The organism is Roseibium litorale, from assembly GCF_014842915.1.
Lineage (GTDB): Bacteria > Pseudomonadota > Alphaproteobacteria > Rhizobiales > Stappiaceae > Roseibium > Roseibium litorale.
Window position 1 is genome coordinate 37,192 of sequence record NZ_JACYXI010000019.1, and the last position, 21,576, is coordinate 58,767.

The window sequence follows — 21,576 nt, forward strand, 5'->3', positions numbered from 1 at the left end:
ATTGTTGTCATCCCGGACGGAGCGGAAGCGGAGATCCGGGACCGGTGAGCCGGGGTCTATCCAAAAGATCTGTGGCTCTCCGGTCCCGGCTCGCGCTCCGCTTGGCCGGGATGACGAAGGCGGGGTAACCGGCTGATGCATATTCTTGCGAGCCAGACCCGGCGGATCGATGATGGTGGCGATGCGGTTGATCTCGGGCAGGCGCCTGCGGACATCCTGTTTCTCTCCGCAGCCGACACGGAACTGGGCAGCTTCAACGCGGCCCATCATGGGCTTGGCGAAGATCGGTCCTCCTTGCGCCTTGCCAGCATCATGGCGCTGCAGCATCCCTATTCGGTGGACCTTTATGCCGAAAGGACCGTGCGCGGATCAAAGCTCGTCGCGCTCCGGCTTCTGGGCGGGCTGGAATATTGGCGCTATGGGGTCGAGCGGCTGGAAGAAGAGGCGCGGGCCTATGGCGTGACGCTTGTCATCGTGCCGGGGGATGACAAGTGGGATGCGGATCTTGCCAGCCGGTCGACTGTACCGCTGGAGGCTGCCCGGCGCTTCTGGCGTTACTGCGTCGAAGGCGGAACGGCCAATTATCAAAATGGCTTGCGCTATCTTGCTCATATTCTGAATCTGGCTGAAGAGCCGCTGCCGCCGGTGCCCTTGCCACGGGCTGGCATCTATCTTCCCGGACAAGCCGCGCCAGATCTAAGCGCGCTGAAAGCGTCCTGGGGCGCGCCGGACCGGCCGGTGGCGGCCATCACCTTCTACCGGGCGCTGGTTCAGGGCGCTCAGACAGCGCCGGTCGATGCGCTGATCACGGCTCTGAACAAGGCGGGCGTCAACGCGCTGCCGGTCTTTGTGTCCTCGCTCAAGGAAGCAGAATCGACCGCAGTTCTGGAAAGCCTCTTTGCGGATTGCCCGCCGGATGTGGTGATCAATGCCACGGCCTTTGCCGTTTCCAAGGCAGGCGCAGCCCATCAGACGACGACGCTGGATGCGCCGGGCAAGCCTGTGCTGCAGGTGGTGTTTTCCTCGTCATCGAAGGAGGGCTGGGAAGAGAGCGATCAGGGCCTATCCATTCGTGATCTTGCCATGCATGTGGTGCTGCCGGAGGTGGATGGGCGTATTCTGAGCCGGGCCGTCTCCTTCAAGGAAGAAGGCACCTTCGATCCACTGACCCAGTCGGCGCCGGTGCGGTTTGTTCCCGTGCCTGACCGGATCGATTTTGTCGCGAGACTGGCGGCCAATTGGGCGCGGCTGGGACATATTCCTGCCGGTGAGAAGAAGACGGCACTCATTCTGGCGAACTATCCGAACAAGGATGGCCGGATTGCCAACGGGGTGGGTCTCGATACACCTGCCTCCTGCGCCAAGCTTCTCCAGGACATGAAAGCGGCTGGATACGGTACAGGCTCCGCACCGGCGACTTCCCGCGAGCTGATGGATGTGCTGACCGGCGGGGTCACCAATGCCCTGGCCGGGCGCAAGGAGAGAGCCGGTTTTGAAGAGCTGCCGCTCGAGATCTACCGCGAAGCCTTCAACCGTCTTCCGGAAGCCGTCCGCAACGGCGTGACGGAGCGTTGGGGCCTGCCTGAGGCGGATCCGCATGTGACCGGCGGCGCGTTCCGGCTGGCGCTGCACCGGTTCGGCAATCAGGTGGCCGGCATCCAGCCTGCCCGTGGCTACAACATCGACCCCAAGGAAACTTATCACGCCCCGGATCTGGTTCCGCCGCACCACTATTTCGCCTTCTACATCTGGCTGCGTGAGACCTTCGGCGCACATGCGGTGATCCATCTGGGCAAGCATGGCAATCTGGAATGGTTGCCGGGCAAGGCGCTGGCCTTGTCGGAAGGCTGCTATCCGGAAGCTGTGCTCGGACCTGTGCCGAACATCTATCCGTTCATCGTCAATGATCCGGGCGAGGGCGCTCAGGCCAAGCGCCGGACCTCTGCTGTCATTGTTGATCACCTGACGCCGCCGCTGACCCGGGCCGAAAGCCACGGTGTGGCCGGAGAGCTGGAGGTGCTGCTCGATGAATATTATCTCGCCAGCGGTGTCGATCCGCGCCGTCTGAAAGCGCTGACGCGGGACATTCTGGATGTGGCAGCCCGCCATGGTCTAGATCAGGACATCGGCATCACTAGCGATATGGATGAGGCGACGAAACTTGCCCGTCTGGATGCCCACCTCTGCGATCTCAAGGAACTGCAGATCCGCGACGGGCTGCATATTCTGGGCGAAAGCCCGGAGGGCGGCCTGCTGACTGATCTTCTTGTGGCTCTTGCCCGTGTCCCTCGCGGAAAAAAGCCCGACCAGGAGAGTCTGCAGCGGGCCATCGCGCAGGATCTGGGGCTGGTGAATGCCCCCTCATCCGGTCCTTCGGACCACCTTCTCCCCGGTGGGGAGAAGGGCGCAGGAGGAGAGGCTCTGCAAATATCTGGCGCCGCGAATGAGGGTGAGTTGCCCTCATTCCAGAGCGAGCCAAACAAGGACCAAGAGCCTACGGCACAGCAGAGCGCCACTCCCTCTCCCCATGGGGGAGAGAGCTGGGGTGAGGGGGCTTTCTTCGATCCTCTCGACTGCGACTTTTCTGAAACTTGGATTGGCCCCAAGCCTGAGGTTCTGAATAGTCTTTCCAATGACCCCTGGCGCTCCTGCGGCGACATGGTGGAACGGATTGAGCTGCTGGCGCAGAAGCTCGTTGCCGGAGAGTGCAAGCCGGAAGAAAACTGGACGGCCACCCGCGCTGTCCTCAAGTCCATCGAAACGGAGCTGCGCCCTGCCATCACTGGATCAGGCCACGCGGAAACCCAGGCTGTCCTGACAGCACTCTCTGGCGGCTTTGTTGCGCCCGGTCCCTCCGGGGCTCCGACCCGCGGGCGGCCGGATGTGCTGCCGACGGGGCGGAATTTCTATTCCGTCGATGTGCGCGCCGTGCCGACAGAAACCGCGTGGCGGCTTGGCACGCAATCAGCTTCGCTGGTGGCCGAGCGCTATTTTCAGGAAGAGGGCGAGTGGCCCAAGGCAGTGGTGCTGACCTGCTGGGGGACCGCCAACATGCGCACGGGCGGCGATGATGTTGCGCAGGCGCTGGCGCTGATCGGCGCGCGGCCCGTATGGGAGGCAGGTTCCGGACGGGTGACCGGGTTCGAAATCATGAGCCTTGCAGAGCTTGGCCGCCCGCGCGTCGACGTGACCCTCAGGGTCTCCGGCTTCTTCCGTGATGCCTTTCCCCATCAGATCGACCTTTTCGACAGCGCGGTGCGCGCCGTCGCGGCCCTCAGCGAGCCGGAGGAGGCCAATCCGATTGCGGCACGGGTGTTGAAAGACAGCTTGAGCTTTGAAGGGCAGGGGCTTGATGCCGGTGAGTCACTCCGCCGGGCTGGCTTCCGGGTCTTCGGCTCCAAACCGGGAGCCTATGGCGCCGGTCTTCAGGCGCTGATCGACGAAGGCATTTGGGACGAGCGCGGCGATTTCGCCGAGAGCTTTCTGGAATGGGGCGGCTATGCCTATGGCGGCGGCGCTGCAGGAACGTCCGCGCGGGGAGAACTTGAAAGCCGTCTCTCCAGCGTTGATGCGGTTCTGCACAATCAGGACAACCGCGAACATGATCTCCTGGATTCCGACGATTACTACCAGTTCGAGGGCGGACTGGCGGCAACCGTTGAAACCTTGAAGGGCGAGGCGCCGAAGATCTATCACAACGATCATTCGCGTCCCGAACGGCCTGTTGTGCGCTCTCTCACGGAAGAGATTGGCCGGGTGGTGCGGGGACGGGCGGCGAACCCGAAGTGGATCGCGGGTGTCATGCGCCATGGCTACAAGGGCGCCTTCGAAATATCGGCGACGCTCGACTATCTCTTCGCCTTTTCCGCCACCACGCGGGCGGTGGGCGATCATCATTTCGACCAGCTTTTTGCGGCCTATCTCGAAGATGACAAGGTGCGGGACTTTCTGGAAGATGCCAATCCGGCAGCCTACCAGGAAATCCTCGCCCGCTTTGAAGAGGCCCTCCGGCGCGGGCTCTGGACGCCGCGCCGCAACAGCACCCATGCCCGCCTGGACGGGCTGACAGCAGACCTTGAAGGGAGGACGACATCATGACGGCCAAGACCGAAGGCATGAGCGAAGAGGAACTCAACGCCCGCCACGCCGAAAAGATGAAGAAGAAAAAGGCCGCCCGCGACAAGATTATGGCCACCAAAACCATCGAGAAGGGCCTGATCATCGTCAACACCGGCAAGGGCAAGGGCAAGTCCACCGCCGGTTTCGGCATGGTGTTCCGCTCCCTCGGCCATGGCCACAAGGTCGGCGTGGTGCAGTTCGTCAAGGGGCGGCTGGACACGGGCGAGAGGCTGGCGCTGGAGCGGTTCTCCGACCTCGTCACGGTTAAGCGCATGGGTGAGGGCTTTACCTGGGAAACTCAGGACCGCCAGCGCGACATTGATGCGGCCCGTCAGGCCTGGGAGGCTGCTAAGGACATGATCACCAGCGGCGAGTTCCGTCTGGTTCTCTGCGATGAACTGAACATCGTTCTGCGCTATGATTATCTGCCGGTCGAAGAAGTCGCGGACTTCCTGAAAAATGAAAAGCCGGAGGATGTTCACGTCGTCATCACCGGGCGCAACGCCAAGGACGAACTGATTGAGGTGGCGGATCTGGTCACGGAAATGGAACAGGTCAAACACCCCTTCCGCTCCGGCGTGAAGCCGCAGGAGGGGATTGAGTTTTAAGGAGTGCGGCCTCATGCCCTTGGACGTGCGCAGAGCGATAGCCGAAGACGCGGAGCAGGTCGCGAACTTGCTTCGGCGGTCCATTATCGAGCTTTGCACGCCAGATCATCTTGGTGATCCTGAACGGTATGAGCGATGGATTGCGAACAAAACGCCCGAAAACGCGCTTAAATGGATCGAGGGTCCGGGAGCGGTGTTTGTCGCGGTTACAGAGTGCAGGGTTTCCGGTGTCGGTATGGGGTCCCCCGATGGAGAGGTGCTTTTGAACTATGTGCTGCCCGATGCGCGGTTTTCGGGTGTCAGCAAAGCGTTGATGGAAGCCGTTGAGGCTTATTTTGTTGATGCAGGGCTGAAGACTTCAAAGCTCAAAAGCAGCGGCACCGCTGAGCGCTTCTACCGGTCGCTTGGCTATGCCGAGACTGGAGAGGTTGAGGTTCATAGGGGTATGACCTTCCGGTCTTTCCGGAAGTCTTTGATTTAATCACTACGCATGAGTGCGGTGCGCCGCGACAGCTCAGACAGGAGGCGTAATGGCGCGAAGGGTTCCCGCCCTGATGATCCAGGGGACCGGCTCGAATGTGGGCAAGAGCCTGATTGTCGCCGGGTTGTGCCGCCTGTTCGCCAACCGGGGCTTGCGTGTCTTTCCCTTCAAACCCCAGAACATGTCGAACAATGCCGCCGTGACCTGCGATGGCGGCGAGATCGGCCGGGCGCAGGCGTTGCAGGCCATAGGCGCGCGCGTCCCGCTGACCGTCCACATGAACCCGATCCTGCTGAAACCCGAAACTGACACGGGCGCGCAGGTGATCGTGCAGGGCAGACGCTTCGGCACCATGCGGGCGCGGGAGTATGGCCGCCAGAAAGCCCAATTGCTTCCGAAGGTTCTGGAGAGTTTTTCCGAAATTGAATCCGGCGCGGATCTGGTTCTGGTCGAGGGCGCGGGCAGTCCCGCAGAGATCAATCTGAGGGCGGGCGACATTGCCAACATGGGCTTTGCCGAAGCTGCCGATCTGCCGGTAATCCTCTGCGGCGACATTGACCGCGGCGGTGTGATCGCCTCGCTTGTCGGCACCCACGCGGTGCTGGAGCCGTCCGAGCGGGAGCGGATCAAGGGCTTCTTCATCAACCGGTTCCGGGGCGACACCAGCCTCTTTGACGACGGATTACGGGAGATCGAAAACCGCACCGGCTGGCAGCAACTTGGGGTCGTGCCCTGGTTTGCCGATGCGCACCGGCTGCCAGCTGAGGATGCTTTGGGGCTTGCGGATGGCATCGGCAACGGGCCGGTGAAGATCGTGGTTCCGGTGATTTCAAGAATCGCCAATTTTGATGATCTCGATCCGTTGCGGCTGGAGCCGGATGTGACGCTCGAGCTGATCCAGCCCGGCACTCCCTTGCCGGGGGATGCTGACCTCGTGCTGCTTCCAGGGTCAAAATCCACCGTCGGGGATCTGGCTTTTCTGCGCAAACAGGGCTGGGACATCGATCTTCTTGCCCATCACCGTCGGGGCGGGCGGGTTCTTGGCATTTGCGGCGGCTATCAGATGCTGGGCAAGACGATTTCAGATCCGGACGGGATCGAGGGCCCGGTTGGAACGGTTGCCGGGCTTGGCCTTCTGGATGTGGACACCATGCTGACGCCTGAAAAGGAACTGGAACAGGTCGCGGGCTTTCATGTTGCCACGGGCGCTGCCGTTTCCGGCTACGAGATCCACATTGGCCGGACGCAAGGCACTGATTGCAGCCGCCCGTTGCTCGAAATCGAAGCGGCGCCCGGTTACACCAAGCCTGACGGCGCGATCTCTGCGGATGGCCGGGTCGCGGGAACTTATGTCCACGGCCTTTTCACGTCGGATGATTTCCGCGCAGTTTACCTGAGGGAGATGGGCGCCGGCTCTGGTCTCGCCTATGACGCCAGCATCGATGCGATCCTTGACCAGCTTGCAGTGCATCTGGATGGTTGTCTGGATGTTGGGGCCTTGCTGGAGATTGCCCGGAAACGGTGAGCTTTTCTGAGTGTCCAAGGCCCTCACCCCAGCCCTCTCTCACTCCTGATTATGGGGGAGAGGGGGCGCTCAGAGCAAGCTGCAGTGTCATGGACGATCTCGACCTTTTCGTATCGTACGTCACTTCCACCCGAAAAACCTCTCCACCACCTCTCCCAAGCCTGGGAGAGGTCGCCGCGCAGCGGCGGGTGAGGGCTATTAGCCTCTTGTCCACACCAGCAGCTGGTTGTTTGCCGGCATGGGGTGATCAGCCACGAGCTTAAGCCCGATCTTTTCGGCCAGCGCGTTCACGGCCTCAAAGTCACGGACGCCGCTTTCAGGGTCCCGTTCCTTCAGGTTCTTGTCGAAGGCTTCGTTGCTGGGAGTGGTGAAGGCGCCGTTGTATTTGAAGGCGCCATAGACGCAGAGCGTGCCGCCCGGCTTCAACGTTTCGCCCACGCCTTCAAAGAAGGCTTCGAGGAGGGGCCAGGAGATGATGTGCAGCGAATTGGCAGTGAAGATGCCGTCATAGGCGTCTTCATAGTCGCTGGAGGAGACCGGCCAGGGCAGGTCGCCAATGTCCAGCTCGATCGGTGCCAGGAGATTGTCGAGCAGGGTGTCTGCCTGAACGATGCGCTGATCGATGGCGGGAAGGTGCTCGGCAAGGTCGCTGGGGCGCCAGTCGAGATGAGGCAGGTTCTCGGCAAAGAAAAGCGCGTGCTGGCCTGTGCCGCTTGCGATTTCCAGGATCCGGCTGCTGCCGGAAAAAGCTTGTTTGAGGATTTGTAGAATGGGGCGCTTGTTATTTTCGGCCGCTGCGGAAAAGGGAAGCACGCTTTCGTCTCACATTAGGACGCGATGGGAATGTCACCCACAGACTAGCGACAAAATGCCAATGATCAACGCCTGTATTGCGCAAGCGCCTGTGTAAACCCGCAAAGCAGCCCCAATATCCTCCGCATTCGCCAGCCTGCGGCCCTCCGGGTTCATGTAAGGATCATCGACCTTGTAGCCCGGGTAGACGCGGGGACCGGCCAGGGCCAGGGACAGGGCGCCGGCCATTGCTGCTTCCGGCCAGCCGGCATTGGGCGAGCGGTGCTGGTGAGCGTCCCGCACCATGATTTTGAAGGAGTGGGCCGTAGAGCCTCTTCCAAGTCTGGCAGCCCCGGCCAGAAGCAGCCCTGCAAGCCGGGAGGCGGGCAGGTTGATCAGGTCGTCGAAGCGGGCGGAAGCCCAGCCAAAGTCCTGATAGCGCTCGTTTTTATGACCGATCATGGAATCGGCTGTGTTGACCGCCTTGTAGGCAATGAGACCCGGCAGTCCCAGAACGGCAAACCAGAACACCGGCGCAACGATGCCGTCGGAGAAGTTCTCGGCGCAGGATTCGATCGCGGCCCGGCTGACGCCTGCCTCGTCCAGCTGCTCCGGATCACGCCCGACAATCATGGCCACGGCCTTGCGCCCGCCACGCAAGCCCCCCTGCTTGAGCCCGTCACGGACGGCGGCGACATGTTCGTAAAGGCTCTTCTGGGCAATCAGAACGGCCACGATCAAAATCGTGATCACGCCGCCAAAGGCAAATTGATTGCTGAGCCAGGTCAGGAAAAGTCCGAGTGTGAGACTGCTCCCCAAAAGAATCAGCAGAGTGATCACGCCGTTGCGCTTGCGCATTTCTGGCGGAAACGAAGAGCTGTTGAGGCGGGTTTCCAGGGCCGCGATCAGCTTGCCGATCCACACCACCGGATGGGGCAGACGGCGCCAGAGCCAATCCGGGTCTCCCACCAGCGCATCGAGCGCAAGCGCGGCAAGCAGCAGAAGAAGCGTGTTGCCGTCAGTCAGCATGACAGCCCCTTCGAAAAGCGCTTCAAGGCGCCGTTCAGACGCAGCAGTCCGTAATCGGACCCGGGAAGTCCGAGGCGCATGAGGTTCGCGTCAAAGTCAAAGATACGGGTCCAGATCTTCTGTGTGGCCAGACACCTGTGCAGGTTTTCGGCTTGCTCATGCCGGATCAGGACATAGAGCGGCGTGCCGCCGAGGATCTCCATGCCGCAACCGGTCAAAACCGCCTGAAGACCGGCCATTTCCCGCGCAAGCTGCTGCCGCATGGCACCTTGCCAGGAGGTATCGGAAAGAGCGGCGGCGCCGACCTCAAGCGCCGGTCCGCTGACCGCCCAGCTGTCGAGCCGCTGCGCCATGGCGTCACAAATTCCGGCGGGCGCGGCTAAAAAGCCGAGGCGCAGACCGGCAAGACCATAGAACTTGCCGAAGGAGCGCAGGACTGCAACGTTTTCACCCGAGAGGTGAGGCAGCAGGCTGCAATCCGGATCCACATCCGCAAAGGCTTCATCCACGATTAGCCACTGGCCGTTGACGCTGCGCGCGCGGGCAAGTTCCAGAAGCTCCTGAGGAGCGGTCACGCGGCCATCCGGATTGTTCGGATTGACGAGAAGCAGAATGGCGGCGTCGCTGTCTTTTGCCTCTTGAAGAGAACTGCAATCGAGAACAGTCCGGCCAGCGCGGGTCCAGCTTGCCCTGTGGCTGGAATAGGTCGGGCCGAGGATCGCAATCGGGCCATCGGGCAGCAGGTAGGGCAATTGGGCGATCAGTGCCTGTGTGCCAGGGGCGGCGGTCAGCCCCAGATGCTTCGGGATGCGGTAGGCTGCGCGCGCGGCCGTCAGCAGATTTTCGAGATGTTTTGATCCAGGAAGACGCTGCCACGACTCAGCCGTGATCTTGCCGGACACCGGATAGGCGTGCGGATTGATGCCCGTGGAAAGATCGAGCCAGTCGGCCAGCGTTCCGCCGTGCCGGGCCATTGCGCCGGCCAGATCTCCACCGTGAATCATCTCAGCTCAAATCCTGTGCGGGAAAGTCCTGTGTGGACGCGTAGCACCCGCAGGCCGCGCAGGCAATTTCAACGGCCCAAAAGCCACCTGCAACGCGGCATAAGGCTGTAACCGAACGCTAAGACAATCAAAGTTTCGGTCAACTTGTGGATGTTTTGAACGAAGAAAGTGGAGGCCTCTGCCGGAATCGAACCGGCGTACACGGATTTGCAATCCGCTGCGTCACCACTCCGCCAAGAGGCCATCCGTTTCGAACACTTGCTTATAAGCCGGTTCTTAGCCGGTGTGTGGTGCGCACCAGCTGACTGGCGAGGTGATTAGCAGAGCCTCGTGAAAAGCTCAATAAGACAAATGCGTAAAAAAGCGAGGGATGTGGATGACCAATTTGACGGCAGCTGGGGGATGGGCGCATTCTGGCGCTTGTCAGCCACTCTCTCACTCGCTAATGAACCGGGGGAGAAAGACCGGCTACCGAGATGAGGGTCGAGATGACTGACTTTGCACAGTCCCGCAGAAAGATGGTGGACAACCAGCTGCGTACCAACGATGTGACGGATCACCGGATTCTGGACGCGATGGAATGGGTGCCCCGTGAGCGCTTCGTTCCGGCGTCCAAGCAGGTTGTTGCCTATATCGATGAAGAGCTGCCGGTGGAGGCATCCGCCAGCCGGTTCCTGATGAAGCCTCACGTGTTCGGCAAGCTGGTTCAGCTCGCTGACGTGCGCCCAGGTGACATGGTCATGGTCGTGGGAGCTGCAACCGGCTACAGCGCGGCTGTTCTCTCGCGCCTGGCCGGAACGGTTGTCGCGGTTGAGGAAAACCCGGATCTGGCCCGTAAGGCCGGAGAGGTCCTCGTCGAGCTCGGGATAGAGAATGCGGCTGTGATCGAGGCGAAGCTGACCGCTGGCTGCCCGTCTGAAGGTCCGTATGATGTCATCGTCATCGATGGCGCCGTGGATGTCCTGCCGGACAGCCTTTTGGCGCAGCTCAAGGACGGTGGCCGTCTCGTTGTGATCGAGGGCCGGGGAGGCGCAGCTGCCGCCCGGGTTTACAGTGCATCTGCCGGAAGCGTTTCCTCGCGGTTCGGTTTCAACGCATCGACTGGCGTTTTGCCAGGCTTTGAAAAGACTCCCGAATTCGTTTTCTGATTTCCCGTTGGTTTCCTGTCCGGCATGCCGGACAGCCCGCTGTTTAAAAGGGGACTGCTTGTGCGGTCCCCTTTTTGCTGGCTTGGAGGGAAATGGGGCTGAGGGCGGCGAACCTGTTGCCTATATGCCTCAGTTCCACAAATAAGCCCCCTGCGCCCCCTGTTTGCTTGCCTGAAAACACTGGCCAGTTTACCTAGGTCGCCTGATAGTGAGAGTGGCTTTCATGGAGCGTTGGGTGGGTATGCGGAAAACAGTCAAGGCAGCGGCACTTTCGATTGCGATGGCAGGAGCCGTCAGCGCTGCACAGGCGGAAACGATCAAGGAAGCTCTCGCTCTCGCATATTCGAGCAACCCGACGCTGAATGCGGCACGGGCTGAGCTGCGCGGTGTGGACGAGAACGTGCCCCAGGCACTCGCGGGCTGGCGCCCGACTGTCTCCGCGACGGTGCAGGGGGGAGGGAGCTGGGCCAGCTCCGATGGATTCGAGACCTACCGCAACAATGCTTCCATTGGCTTGTCGGTCAGTCAGGCGCTGTTCCGCGGCTTCCGGACGGTGAATTCCACCCGCCAGGCCGAAGCGCTGGTCAAGGCGCAGCGCGAAAGCCTCGCAGCAACCGAGCAGGACACGCTTCTGTCCGCCGCTCAGGCCTATGTCGACGTGATCCGCGACACCGCGCTTGTTTCCCTTCAGCGCAGCGACTTGCAGTTCCTGTCAGAACAGGTGCGTGCCGCCAAGGACCGGTTCGATGTCGGCGAAGGCACGCGGACGGACGTATCCCAGGCCGATGCGCGACGCGCGGAAGCTCAGGCGAATCTGAACACGGCTCTGGCTAACCTCAACACAAGCCGGGCGGTCTACCGCCAGGTTGTCGGCGCGGAGGCGAAGAACCTGTCTGCCGATACCTCTATCAGCCGGCTGGTTCCGCGCTCGGTTGATGAGGCTCTTAAGATTTCGGAAGATCAGCAGCCGCTGATCCGCCAGTCTCAGCACTTGGTGGACGCCGCGATTTACGCGGTGAAGGCGATTGAGGGAGAGATGCTACCGACGGTTTCCTTGGAAGGGTCAGTCAACCGCAGCTGGAACCCGTCGACCACCGTGTCGCAGGCCAACACCGCGAGCGTACTTGGCCGGGTGACGATCCCGATCTATCAGGCTGGTTCCGTTAGCTCCCGCGTCCGTCAGGCCAAGGAAGAGCTCGGCCAGACCCGTCTTCAGCTGGATGTCGTGAGGGCACAGGTCCGCGCCAACGTCATCTCCGCATGGGGCGTCTATCAGGCGGCTGAAGCATCCATCAGCGCGGCCCAGTCCGCGGTCGAGGCGCAGCAGCTTGCGCTTGATGGCGTGATCGAAGAGCAGCGTGTCGGCCAGCGCACCACCCTGGATGTGCTCGATGCGCAGCGCGAGCTGGTCAACCAGCGCGTCAATCTGGTCACCGCCCAGCGTAACCGTATTGTTGGCGGCTATCAGCTGGTGTCGGCCGTCGGGCGGCTGGACGCCGAGGATCTCAGCCTGCAGGTGTCCCATTACAAGCCGGTGGAGCACTACAAGGCGGTCCGCGACAAGTGGTTCGGTCTCCGCACGCCTGACGGCCGGTAATACCCAAGCTGATAAAAACCTGAGCCGGTAAAGCTTAGCCACCGGATTTGCGATACACTAACCTTTGCAACAGGCGCCGGCTCCCAACCGGCGCCTGTTGCGTTAGTTTGAGCGTCCCTCGGTACTTTAAAAGGGGAAAAGGAGAAGGACGCTGGTGACTTGGGTTCACGCGGACTGCTCCGGCACCTTATAATTTCGGTTAACTGTTCGTTCAGGTTTGTCCTGAGTGATTCGAGTGTGTTGCCGTATTTGTATCTTGGGGGAAGGCATGGCGAAGGCGAGTCCGGCTGAAGAGCCGTCGATGGAGGAAATCCTCGCATCGATCCGCCGTATCATATCCGATGAGGAAGCCCCGGCTGAGCAAGCGGGGGCCGCTGGCTCTGCGGACCAAGACGATAACCCTGCGGACTTCGAGGTAGAGGACGACATGGGCGACGCAACCGAAATGTCTCAGGACGATCTCGACAAGCTGTTCGACATGGACGGCGATGACGATCTGGATGAGGCGGCTGCCGACAGCGATATGGAAGCCGCAATGGCGGCGGCTGAAGAAGACACAGACGAAGATGAAGACGTTCTGGAACTGACGGAAGACCTCGCTCTTTCCGAAGACGATGTGGCGGAAGACGGGATTTCGGAAGCCATTGAGGAAAATGACGTCACCTTCGCTCCCGAGGAAGAAGAAGACGAGTCTCTGGACATGGCAAGTGCCATGGAGGCTCTGGAGGTTGCCGCAGCTGCTGCTCCTGCGCCAAAGCCCAAAGCCGCTTCCGTTACGAAAACAAAGCCTGTTCCCCTCGACGATCTGCCAGAGCTTGAAGACGATGATCCGCTGACATCGGATGATACCGGTGAAGCGGTCAACGCCGCTTTCAGCAATCTGGCGAGCCTTTATGTGGGCAATGCCCAGACGGTTGAGGATCTGATCAAGGAGATGCTGCGGCCCATGCTGAAGGCTTGGCTCGATCAGAATCTGCCGGGTCTGGTCGAACAGCTGGTTCAAAAGGAAATCGAGCGGGTTACCCGCCGCCGGTAACCCGGTATCTTCCAAAATGGCATCTGCGCCGCCTGAAGAGGGCGGCGTTTTGCTTTCCAGACGGTGTCTACCCGGCTCTTTTGCCCGCTCCGCTGGCCCTTCCTGGGGCAATTCCCTGGCTCTGCCCCTGTCTTCTGTTGACTTGACCGGCTGCATCCGATTTACACGGCTCAATCACACATTTGCCCGAGATTTTTCAATGCTTGAGAAGACCTACGACGCGGCGAGCGTTGAACCGCGGATCTATGAAACCTGGGAAAAGGCGGAAGCCTTCAAGGCTGGAGCCGGCGCCAAGGAAGGCGCGGACGCCTTTACCATCGTGATCCCGCCGCCGAACGTGACCGGGTCCCTGCACATGGGCCATGCGCTCAACAACACGCTGCAGGACATTCTGATCCGCTGGAAGCGCATGCAGGGCTATGACGTTCTGTGGCAGCCGGGCACCGACCACGCGGGCATTGCGACCCAGATGGTGGTCGAGCGGGAGTTGGCCGCTAACCAGCAGCCGGGCCGCCGGGAAATGGGCCGAGAAGCCTTTGTCGAGCGGGTCTGGGAACAGAAGCGCAAGTCCGAAGGCACGATTCTTGGACAGCTCAAGCGCCTTGGTGCTTCCTGCGACTGGAGCCGGACCGAGTTCACCATGTCGCCGAACCTGTCGGCGGCTGTGCTGAAGGTCTTTGTCGACCTTTACAATGAAGGTCTGATCTACCGCTCCAAGCGCCTGGTGAACTGGGACCCGAAGTTCGAAACGGCGATCTCCGATCTTGAAGTCGAGAACATCGAGTCCGACGGCCACATGTGGCACTTCAAGTATCCGCTCGCTGGCGGTGAAACCTACGAGTATGTCGAGAAGGACGAGGAGGGGAACGTCACCCTTCGCGAGACCCGCGACTATATCTCCATCGCCACTACCCGTCCGGAAACCATGCTGGGTGATGGCGCTGTTGCCGTTCATCCCTCCGATGAGCGCTATAAGCCAATTATCGGCAAGCTGTGCGAGATCCCGGTTGGCCCGAAAGAGCACCGCCGCCTGATCCCGATCATCACCGACGAGTATCCGGATCCGGCCTTCGGCTCCGGTGCTGTGAAGATCACCGGCGCCCATGACTTCAACGACAATGGGGTTGCTCAGCGCAACAACATTCCGATGTACCGGTTGATGGACACCAAAGCCGCCATGCGCTCTGACGGGGCGCCTTACGCGGAAGAAGCGGCGAAGGCGCAGGCGATCATCGAAGGCGCGGCTTTCACCATCAACGAAGTTGATGCGATCAACATCGTTCCGGAAGACCTGCGCGGTCTGGACCGCTACGAAGCGCGCAAGCGCGTCATCGATCAGATCACGGCTGAAGGCCTGGCTGTGATGGTGCCGGCCGATCATCCGGACGTTGCCTGGATGAAGGGCCGTGCGCCTGAGTGGACCGTTGCTGGCAAGGCTGTCGTCCGCCCGCTTGGTGAAGACGAGGAAGCCCAGGCGCTTCTGCCGATGGTCGAATCCAAGAAGATCATGCAGCCCTATGGTGACCGCTCCAAGGTCGTCATCGAGCCGATGCTGACCGACCAGTGGTTCGTCGATGCCAAGACCCTTGCGGAACCCGCCCTGAAGGCTGTTCAGGACGGAGAGACGAAGTTCGTTCCGGGCAACTGGGACAAGACCTATTACAACTGGCTGAACGACATTCAGCCCTGGTGTATCTCGCGTCAGCTTTGGTGGGGCCACCAGATCCCGGTCTGGTATGATGAAGACGGCAAGGAATATTGCGCGGAAAGCGAAGAGAAGGCCATTGAGATGGCGGGCGGCAAGGCGCTGACCCGCGACGAGGACGTTCTCGACACCTGGTTCTCCTCCGCGCTGTGGCCGTTCTCGACCCTAGGCTGGCCGAACCAGACGCCGGAACTGGAGCGTTACTACAAGACCGACGTTCTGATCACCGGCTTTGACATCATTTTCTTCTGGGTTGCCCGGATGATGATGCAGGGCATCCACTTCATGAAGGAAGTGCCGTTCCATACGGTCTATATCAACTCGATCGTGGTCGACGCCCAGGGCAAGAAGATGTCCAAGTCCGTCGGCAACGTTCTCGATCCGCTCGACCTTATCGACCGGTTCGGCGCCGATGCGACCCGCTATGCGCTTGCCAGCCAGGAAGTGCAGGGCCGCCGGACACTGCGCATGTCCGATCAGGCGGCTGAAGGTGGTCAGCGCTTTGCGACCAAACTTTGGAACGCGGCGCGCTTTGCCGAGATGAACGAATGCCGGCGCGTGGCGGGATTTGATCCGTCCACCACGACCCTGACCCTCAACCGCTGGATTGCGACGGAAGTCGGCAAATGCGCGGCAGAAGTGACCGAGGCTCTGGAAGCCTACCGCTTCAATGACGCGTCGGGTGCTGTCTACCGCTTCGTCTGGAACACCTATTGCGACTGGTTCCTGGAGCTGGCCAAGCCGGTGTTCAACGGGGATGATGAGGCTGCAAAGGCCGAGACCCGCGCCACCGCAGCCTGGGCCATGGACGAGATCCTGAAGATCCTCCACCCGTTCATGCCCTTCCTGACGGAAGAACTCTGGGCGCGAATGGGTGATGCCGGTGTAAAGGCTGACAAGCTGCTGGTCGTGACCGAGTGGCCGCAGGCCGCCGTGTCGGATGAAGAAGCTGCTGACGAGATCAACTGGCTAGTCGGTCTCATTTCCGAAATCCGGTCTGTCCGTGCCGAAATGAACATTCCGGCAGGGGCGAAGGTTCAACTGGTCGTGGTTGGCGCCGGTGATGTGACCAAGGCCCGGATCGCCACCCATGAGGCTGCGATTCAGCGTCTTGCCCGCGCCGAAGGCATTGCCATCGCCGAGGTCGCACCCGCTGGATCTGCTCAGATCATCGTCGGTGAAGCCACCTTCTGCATTCCGCTGGAAGGTGTCATCGACCTTGCTGCTGAACAGGCCCGGTTGAGCAAGGATGCCGGCAAGCTGGAAGCTGAAATCTCCAAGATCGAGAAGAAGCTTTCCAACCCCGGCTTCCTGGCAAAGGCCCCTGAAGAGGTGGTCGACGGCGAAAAGGAAAAGATCGCGGAAGCCCAGGGCAAGCTGGACAAGATCAAGGTTGCGCTCAGCCGTCTTGCCGAGATCGGCTGACCACTTGAGAAAAGGAATAAGGCCCGGCGGAGATCTTGTCTTTTCCGGGCCTTATTCCGATGCTACCGACCTCGACATGGTGACCAACCGGCAGACTGAGATTCGATGCGGCTTCACGAGATGAGCAAGACAATGCGGCCTTTCCTCAAGACCCAGACACTGATGGCTGGCCTTCTTGGGCTTTCTCTGGCTCTCGGATTTCCGGGGAGTGCGGCGCAGGCCGATGATGTCATAGAGAACCCGGTCGCGGTCTTCTCCGGTCTCGACAAGATCACAGGCCGGATCATTTCCTTCGACGTCTATGTTGGCGAGACGGTCCAGTTCGGCGCGCTGCAGGTCACCCCTAAGGTCTGCCACACGCGCCCGGCAACGGAAAACCCGCTGACGGTCGGCTTTGTTCAGGTGGATGAAATCACCCTCAACAATGAGGTCCGGCGGATCTTCTCCGGCTGGATGTATGCCGCAAGCCCCGGCCTGTCGGGCGTCGAGCATCCTGTCTATGACGTCTGGCTGACGGACTGCAAGACCTCGTCCTCCGTTCCGCCCCCCGCCAATTACGACGGCCCTCCTGTGAGCCAGGAGACGCCCGCTGACCAGGACCCGCTTGCGGGCCCGGATGATGGCAGCCAAGGCGGCCTCAAGGTTCCCGCCGCCAAGCCGTGATTGAGAGAAGTGAAACTATGTAGCGCAGTTCGTGTCACGAAACTGCGCGTCTCACGTCTACGTGTGGAGATGGTTCTCCAACAGATGTGAGGCTGAAAATGCAATATGTGAGCTATCCAAGCGACGATGCCAACTTTGCGGACACGTTAGCCACGATCAAGCAGCGGATGGACCGCCGGCTGAAGGGGGCAGACGATCTCTGCAATCCGCTCCTTTCGCCCTTTCTTCAGAGGGAAGATCTGGACAAGCTGATTTGCAACTCTGCTGAGGCGCTTGATTTTTCGGCCCTTGTCTTCGGTTTTAAGGGAGGGCCTGATCCAGCGGGGCTGTATCCGCTTCAAAGTCTTTCCGCTTCAACCCAGACCGGGCGGATCTATCACGTGGGATCAGCGATTCCGGTGCCAAAGGCCTTGGCAACGCAGATATTGCCGTTCAACAACATGGCAAATTTCAAGGCTGTCACGACCTACTACGCGAGGGCTGCGATCGCGCAGAGTGACAAGGATCTTCGCTACAAGCGCAGGCTCGTCGCCTTTTTCATCGAGTACACGACCGAACTTGGGCAAGCCCGGAATCTGATCATTTGTTCGGACAAGACCAAGTTTGCCACCATCGATGTCATCAACAAGAGCGCCGATGAAGTGAAAGCAGCCTGTCTTGCCATTGTCTCTGAGTACAACCAGAAGAACAAAGACTATATTATAGACTACGAGGTGAACGATGTTTCTTTGAACTTCTATCCCTTGAGTCCTGACAAGAAGACAGAGATTTCCAACATTTCCTATCGTGAGGTGAGCGGCCAGTCGAACCAGTACATTTCCAATCTGGGGCTGGTTTCAACTGTCAAGCTTTCCTCGAGTGACCTTGTTCCTGATGAGGGTGTTCAGGCTATCTCATTCCAGATCCCATATTCGCCGAACTTTTCGGGACAGGATCTAGCGATCGAGATGGAGGATTCAAGCCTGTGGAGCTATCGCAGCCTTGTTGCTTCGGTGAAGAAAAGTGATTTCTCCGTAGCCATTCCGAGCTTCACCCTAACGGCCGCCTCTAGTGCAAGCGTGGCAATCGGCCAAATCGCTGGCTATACCTATTCCAACTCACGCAGCCAGGAAGTGGAGAACAAGAAGGAGAAGAACTCAAAGAAGACTTTCAAGATCACAATTGGTGCCGGCGGCTACGTTGCCGACACGCTTTTGCAGTCTGGAAGCTTTGAACTTTCTTCGACCATCACCTTGCTGGGAGCGCAGGACAAGGAAATTGTGACCTTGTCTGTTCCCTTGAGTGTTCCCGGCTTCGGGGCAACCAATGAGAATGATCTCGTGCAGGCCGTTCTAGAGACGATCTGACGTGACCTTGTCCAGCACCGCGATCACTTCCTCTCCGGTGACCTGCGGGGGCAGGGCGAAGAAGTCGCCTTCCTCCCGCAGGGCATCGTCGAGCAGGTCAGAATAGATATCCCGGCTGATCTCGATGGTGCCGAAGCGGGCGAGGTGCTCGGTCAGGAACTGGGTGTCGAGCAGTCTGTAGCTGCCCGCAATCAGGCGGGCCACCAGATGGGTGAGGCAGATCTTGGACGCGTCAGTGACACGGGTGAACATGCTCTCGCCAAAGAACACGCCATTGAGGCTGATGCCATAAAGGCCGCCTGCCAGCTCGCCGTCGTGCCAGGCTTCGACGGTGTGGCAGTAGCCTTGCTCGAACAAGGCTCCGTAGAGGCGGCGGATTTCGCTGTTGATCCAGGTCTGGGGCCTGTCCGGCCCGCTGCCGGCGCAGCCATCGATGACGCCCTTGAAATCCGTGTCGACGCGGATCTCGAACTTGTCCGAGCGCAGGGTGCGCTTGAGACGCTTGGGCAGATGGAAATGATTGAGAGGAAGGATGCCGCGCAGTTCCGGCTCGATCCAGAACAGGGTGTCATCTTCGGCGGATTCCGCCATGGGGAACAGGCCGCAGGCATATGCTTTGAGCAACACCTGCGGCGTGATTTCCAGAAGGATGTCGTCGCTATGACTTGCCATTCTTCAGGCCATTCATCCGGTCACTTTTCGGGACTGACCCTGTCGGTCGGTCCTATTTTGCTTCCAGATACTTTTCCAGCCAATGAATATCGTACTGGCCGTTGGCAATATCCTGGTTGTCCACCAGATCGCGGAACAGCGGGATGGTGGTCTTGATCTCGTCCACGACGAACTCGTCCAGGCAGCGGCGCAGACGCATCATGCATTCCACGCGGTTGCGGCCATGCACGATCAGCTTGCCGATGAGACTGTCGTAATAGGGCGGGATCTTGTAGCCCTGATAGACACCGCTGTCGACGCGCACGCCGAGACCTCCCGGCGGGTGGTAGTAGGTGATCGTGCCGGGTGATGGCGCGAAGGTGCGTGGGTCTTCGGCATTGATACGGCATTCGATGGCATGACCTTCGAAGGTGATGTCCTCCTGGGTCATGTCCAGCGAGCCGCCGGCTGCAATGCGGATCTGCTCGTTGACCAGATCGATGCCGGTGATCATTTCCGTTACCGGATGTTCCACCTGAAGGCGGGTGTTCATTTCGATGAAATAGAACTCGCCGTTTTCATAGAGGAATTCGATCGTGCCGACGCCGCGGTACTTGAGCTTGCGCATGGCGCTGGCCACGATCTCGCCGATCTTCTCGCGCTGTTCCTTGTTCAGGCAGGGCGAGGGGGCTTCTTCCAGAACCTTCTGGTGGCGGCGCTGCAGGGAGCAGTCGCGCTCACCGAGGTGAACTGCATTGCCCTTGCCATCGCCCAGAACCTGGATCTCGATGTGGCGCGGCTTGCCGAGATACTTCTCCATATAGAGCGCATCGTCGCCAAAGGCGGCCTTGGCTTCCGCACGGGCGGTGGAGAGGGCGTTGTCCAGATCGGCTTCGGTCTTGGCGACCTTCATGCCGCGGCCGCCGCCGCCTGCTGCCGCCTTCACGAGAACCGGGTAGCCGATCTCGCGGGCGATCGCATGGGCATCGTCCTGCGGGGTCACAGCGCCATCGGAGCCGGGAACAACCGGGATGCCGAGATCCTTGGCCGTCTGTTTGGCCTGGATCTTGTCACCCATGATCCGGATATGCTCGGAGGTCGGGCCGATAAAGACGATGTTGTGCGCTTCCAGGATCTCGGCGAACTTGGCGTTCTCCGACAGGAAACCGTATCCCGGGTGGACAGCGTCCGCACCAGTGATTTCACACGCAGCTAGAAGCTGGGGAATGTTCAGGTAGCTGTCGCGGGCAGCGGGCGGTCCGATGCAGACGCTTTCGTCTGCCAGGCGCACGTGCATGGCGTTCGCATCCGCCGTCGAATGGACCGCCACCGTTGAAATGCCCAGCTCCTTGCAAGCGCGCAGGATGCGGAGGGCAATCTCACCACGGTTGGCAATGAGGATCTTGGAGAACATGCCGGGGCGCCCCTTACTCAACGATGATGAGCGGTTCGCCGAATTCGACCGGCTGCGCATCAGACACGAGAATTTCCTTCACGGTGCCGGACTTGGACGCCGGGATGTGGTTCATGGTCTTCATGGCTTCGATGATCAGGATCGTCTGACCTTCGCTGACCTTGTCGCCAACCTGAATATAGGGGCGGGCGCCCGGTTCCGGGGAGAGATAAGCGGTGCCGACCATCGGGGAGGTAATGGAACCCGGATGCGGGCCGGAGGCTGCTGCAGGAGCGGCAGCCGGGGCCGCTGCAACGGGAGCTGCGGCCGGGGCAGCAGCGGCAACGGGTGCTGCGGCCGGGGCAGCAGCGGCAACGGGTGCTGCGACGGTCACCGGCTGAACCTGACGGGCAACCCGGATCCGCACATCAGCCTGCTCGACTTCGATTTCGCTGAGGTTCGTCTCATCCAGCAGGATGGCGAGGTCGCGGATCAGGTCCGTGTCAAATTTCTTGTTTTCTTTCGACATTCCACTCGGCTTTCGTCTTTGGGCCACGAGTGCCGGGCCTGGCCTGACCGGAAAGAAGTCCGGCATAAGGCTTTTCCGTGCTCCTTAGGCTTGGCCAAGGGCGCGGACCGGCGTCGGGTCTCACGACAGATAAGCTGCCCCAGGCCAGGTCTGGCTCACGGGGCAACTGTCAATCTCAAGGGTCCGGCGCCGAGGTCCCCAGCGCCGGGTCAGCCACCTTATAGGCATTGAATGAGGCGAGGAAAAGCCCTGTTTGCTGGAAGCCTTGCGGCTTATCCAGCAAGTTCCGGTCCGAAACCCCTTGATCAGGCTTCCGTTTGCCGCTGTCAGGCGTGCCGGAAGCCGAAGGATCGCGGGCTGGAGGAGAGGCAGACCCGAACAAGGGAAAGCCGGAGGCGCAGACTGCTGACAAACCCGTAGCATTTGCTTGTGGTTTTTGATTCAGTGTCTTTATGTTGAAGAAGCCCGGCCCCGCCCAGACAGCGCTCGAGATTGTGACGCTCGATCAGCTTGTTCCCAAAGATC

17 protein-coding genes and 1 tRNA gene are annotated in these 21,576 nt (G+C 60.4%); 10 read left to right on the top strand and 8 right to left on the bottom strand.

Annotated elements, in window-relative coordinates:
- The first annotated feature begins 135 nt into the window (after positions 1-135).
- From cobN to IG616_RS21135, 4 genes are read left to right on the top strand one after another with little or no spacing between them, the layout of a single operon-like run.
- Positions 136-4,098: a cobaltochelatase subunit CobN gene (cobN, locus tag IG616_RS21120; RefSeq protein ID WP_192150643.1), complete on the top strand. Its 3,963-nt coding sequence runs from the start codon at positions 136-138 to the stop codon at positions 4,096-4,098.
- Positions 4,095-4,727: a cob(I)yrinic acid a,c-diamide adenosyltransferase gene (cobO, locus tag IG616_RS21125; RefSeq protein ID WP_192150645.1), complete on the top strand. Its 633-nt coding sequence runs from the start codon at positions 4,095-4,097 to the stop codon at positions 4,725-4,727. Before cobN ends, cobO begins: the two co-directional genes overlap by 4 nt.
- Before the next feature lie 13 nt (positions 4,728-4,740).
- The gene (locus IG616_RS21130; RefSeq protein ID WP_192150647.1) at positions 4,741-5,208 is read left to right on the top strand and encodes a GNAT family N-acetyltransferase; all 468 of its coding nucleotides are present in this window, start codon (positions 4,741-4,743) and stop codon (positions 5,206-5,208) included.
- Between the two features lie 49 nt (positions 5,209-5,257).
- Positions 5,258-6,733 carry a cobyric acid synthase gene (locus IG616_RS21135; RefSeq protein WP_192150649.1) on the top strand — a complete coding sequence of 492 codons (1,476 nt, stop codon included), beginning with the start codon at positions 5,258-5,260 and terminating at the stop codon, positions 6,731-6,733.
- 198 nt (positions 6,734-6,931) lie between these two features.
- Here the strand turns inward: IG616_RS21135 and IG616_RS21140 are convergent, their stop codons facing one another.
- The 4 genes from IG616_RS21140 to IG616_RS21155 form a co-directional block, all read right to left on the bottom strand.
- Positions 6,932-7,546: a DUF938 domain-containing protein gene (locus IG616_RS21140; protein ID WP_192150651.1), complete on the bottom strand. Its 615-nt coding sequence runs from the start codon at positions 7,544-7,546 to the stop codon at positions 6,932-6,934.
- Positions 7,547-7,579: 33 nt separating this feature from the next.
- Entirely contained in the window at positions 7,580-8,554 is a 975-nt protein-coding gene (gene cbiB / locus IG616_RS21145; RefSeq protein WP_192150653.1) for an adenosylcobinamide-phosphate synthase CbiB, read from the bottom strand.
- The gene (gene cobD, locus IG616_RS21150) at positions 8,548-9,558 is read right to left on the bottom strand and encodes a threonine-phosphate decarboxylase CobD (RefSeq protein ID WP_192150655.1); all 1,011 of its coding nucleotides are present in this window, start codon (positions 9,556-9,558) and stop codon (positions 8,548-8,550) included. The genes cbiB and cobD overlap by 7 nt, the downstream gene beginning before the upstream one ends.
- A 169-nt stretch (positions 9,559-9,727) precedes the next feature.
- Positions 9,728-9,801, bottom strand: a tRNA-Cys gene (locus IG616_RS21155).
- A gap of 245 nt (positions 9,802-10,046) precedes the next feature.
- On the opposite strand from IG616_RS21155, the gene IG616_RS21160 reads away from it, so the two are divergent.
- The 6 genes from IG616_RS21160 (at position 10,047) to IG616_RS21185 (ending at position 18,478) form a co-directional block, all read left to right on the top strand.
- Positions 10,047-10,706, top strand: a complete 660-nt coding sequence (locus IG616_RS21160) for a protein-L-isoaspartate O-methyltransferase family protein (protein WP_192150658.1) — start codon at positions 10,047-10,049, stop codon at positions 10,704-10,706.
- Positions 10,707-10,947: 241 nt separating this feature from the next.
- The gene (locus IG616_RS21165) at positions 10,948-12,303 is read left to right on the top strand and encodes a TolC family outer membrane protein (protein WP_209007933.1); all 1,356 of its coding nucleotides are present in this window, start codon (positions 10,948-10,950) and stop codon (positions 12,301-12,303) included.
- 268 nt (positions 12,304-12,571) lie between these two features.
- Positions 12,572-13,339: a DUF2497 domain-containing protein gene (locus IG616_RS23395; protein WP_192150662.1), complete on the top strand. Its 768-nt coding sequence runs from the start codon at positions 12,572-12,574 to the stop codon at positions 13,337-13,339.
- A 199-nt stretch (positions 13,340-13,538) separates the two neighbouring features.
- Positions 13,539-16,469, top strand: a complete 2,931-nt coding sequence (locus IG616_RS21175) for a valine--tRNA ligase (RefSeq protein ID WP_192150664.1) — start codon at positions 13,539-13,541, stop codon at positions 16,467-16,469.
- 162 nt (positions 16,470-16,631) lie between these two features.
- Entirely contained in the window at positions 16,632-17,132 is a 501-nt protein-coding gene (locus IG616_RS21180; RefSeq protein ID WP_192150674.1) for a DUF2155 domain-containing protein, read from the top strand.
- A gap of 98 nt (positions 17,133-17,230) precedes the next feature.
- Positions 17,231-18,478 (top strand): hypothetical protein, encoded by a 1,248-nt coding sequence (locus tag IG616_RS21185; protein ID WP_192150666.1) that lies wholly within the window; start codon positions 17,231-17,233, stop codon positions 18,476-18,478.
- Here IG616_RS21185 and aat read toward each other — a convergent pair.
- The 4 genes from aat to IG616_RS22890 form a co-directional block, all read right to left on the bottom strand.
- The gene (aat, locus tag IG616_RS21190; protein ID WP_192150668.1) at positions 18,464-19,150 is read right to left on the bottom strand and encodes a leucyl/phenylalanyl-tRNA--protein transferase; all 687 of its coding nucleotides are present in this window, start codon (positions 19,148-19,150) and stop codon (positions 18,464-18,466) included. The genes IG616_RS21185 and aat overlap by 15 nt on opposite strands.
- Before the next feature lie 52 nt (positions 19,151-19,202).
- Positions 19,203-20,543, bottom strand: a complete 1,341-nt coding sequence (gene accC / locus IG616_RS21195) for an acetyl-CoA carboxylase biotin carboxylase subunit (protein ID WP_192150670.1) — start codon at positions 20,541-20,543, stop codon at positions 19,203-19,205.
- Positions 20,544-20,556: 13 nt separating this feature from the next.
- On the bottom strand, positions 20,557-21,051 hold the full coding sequence (gene accB / locus IG616_RS21200; RefSeq protein ID WP_192150672.1) for an acetyl-CoA carboxylase biotin carboxyl carrier protein: 495 nt from the start codon (positions 21,049-21,051) through the stop codon (positions 20,557-20,559).
- A gap of 326 nt (positions 21,052-21,377) precedes the next feature.
- Positions 21,378-21,576, bottom strand: a 199-nt coding sequence (locus tag IG616_RS22890; RefSeq protein ID WP_209007935.1) for a hypothetical protein, incomplete at its 5' end; no start/stop codon positions are given.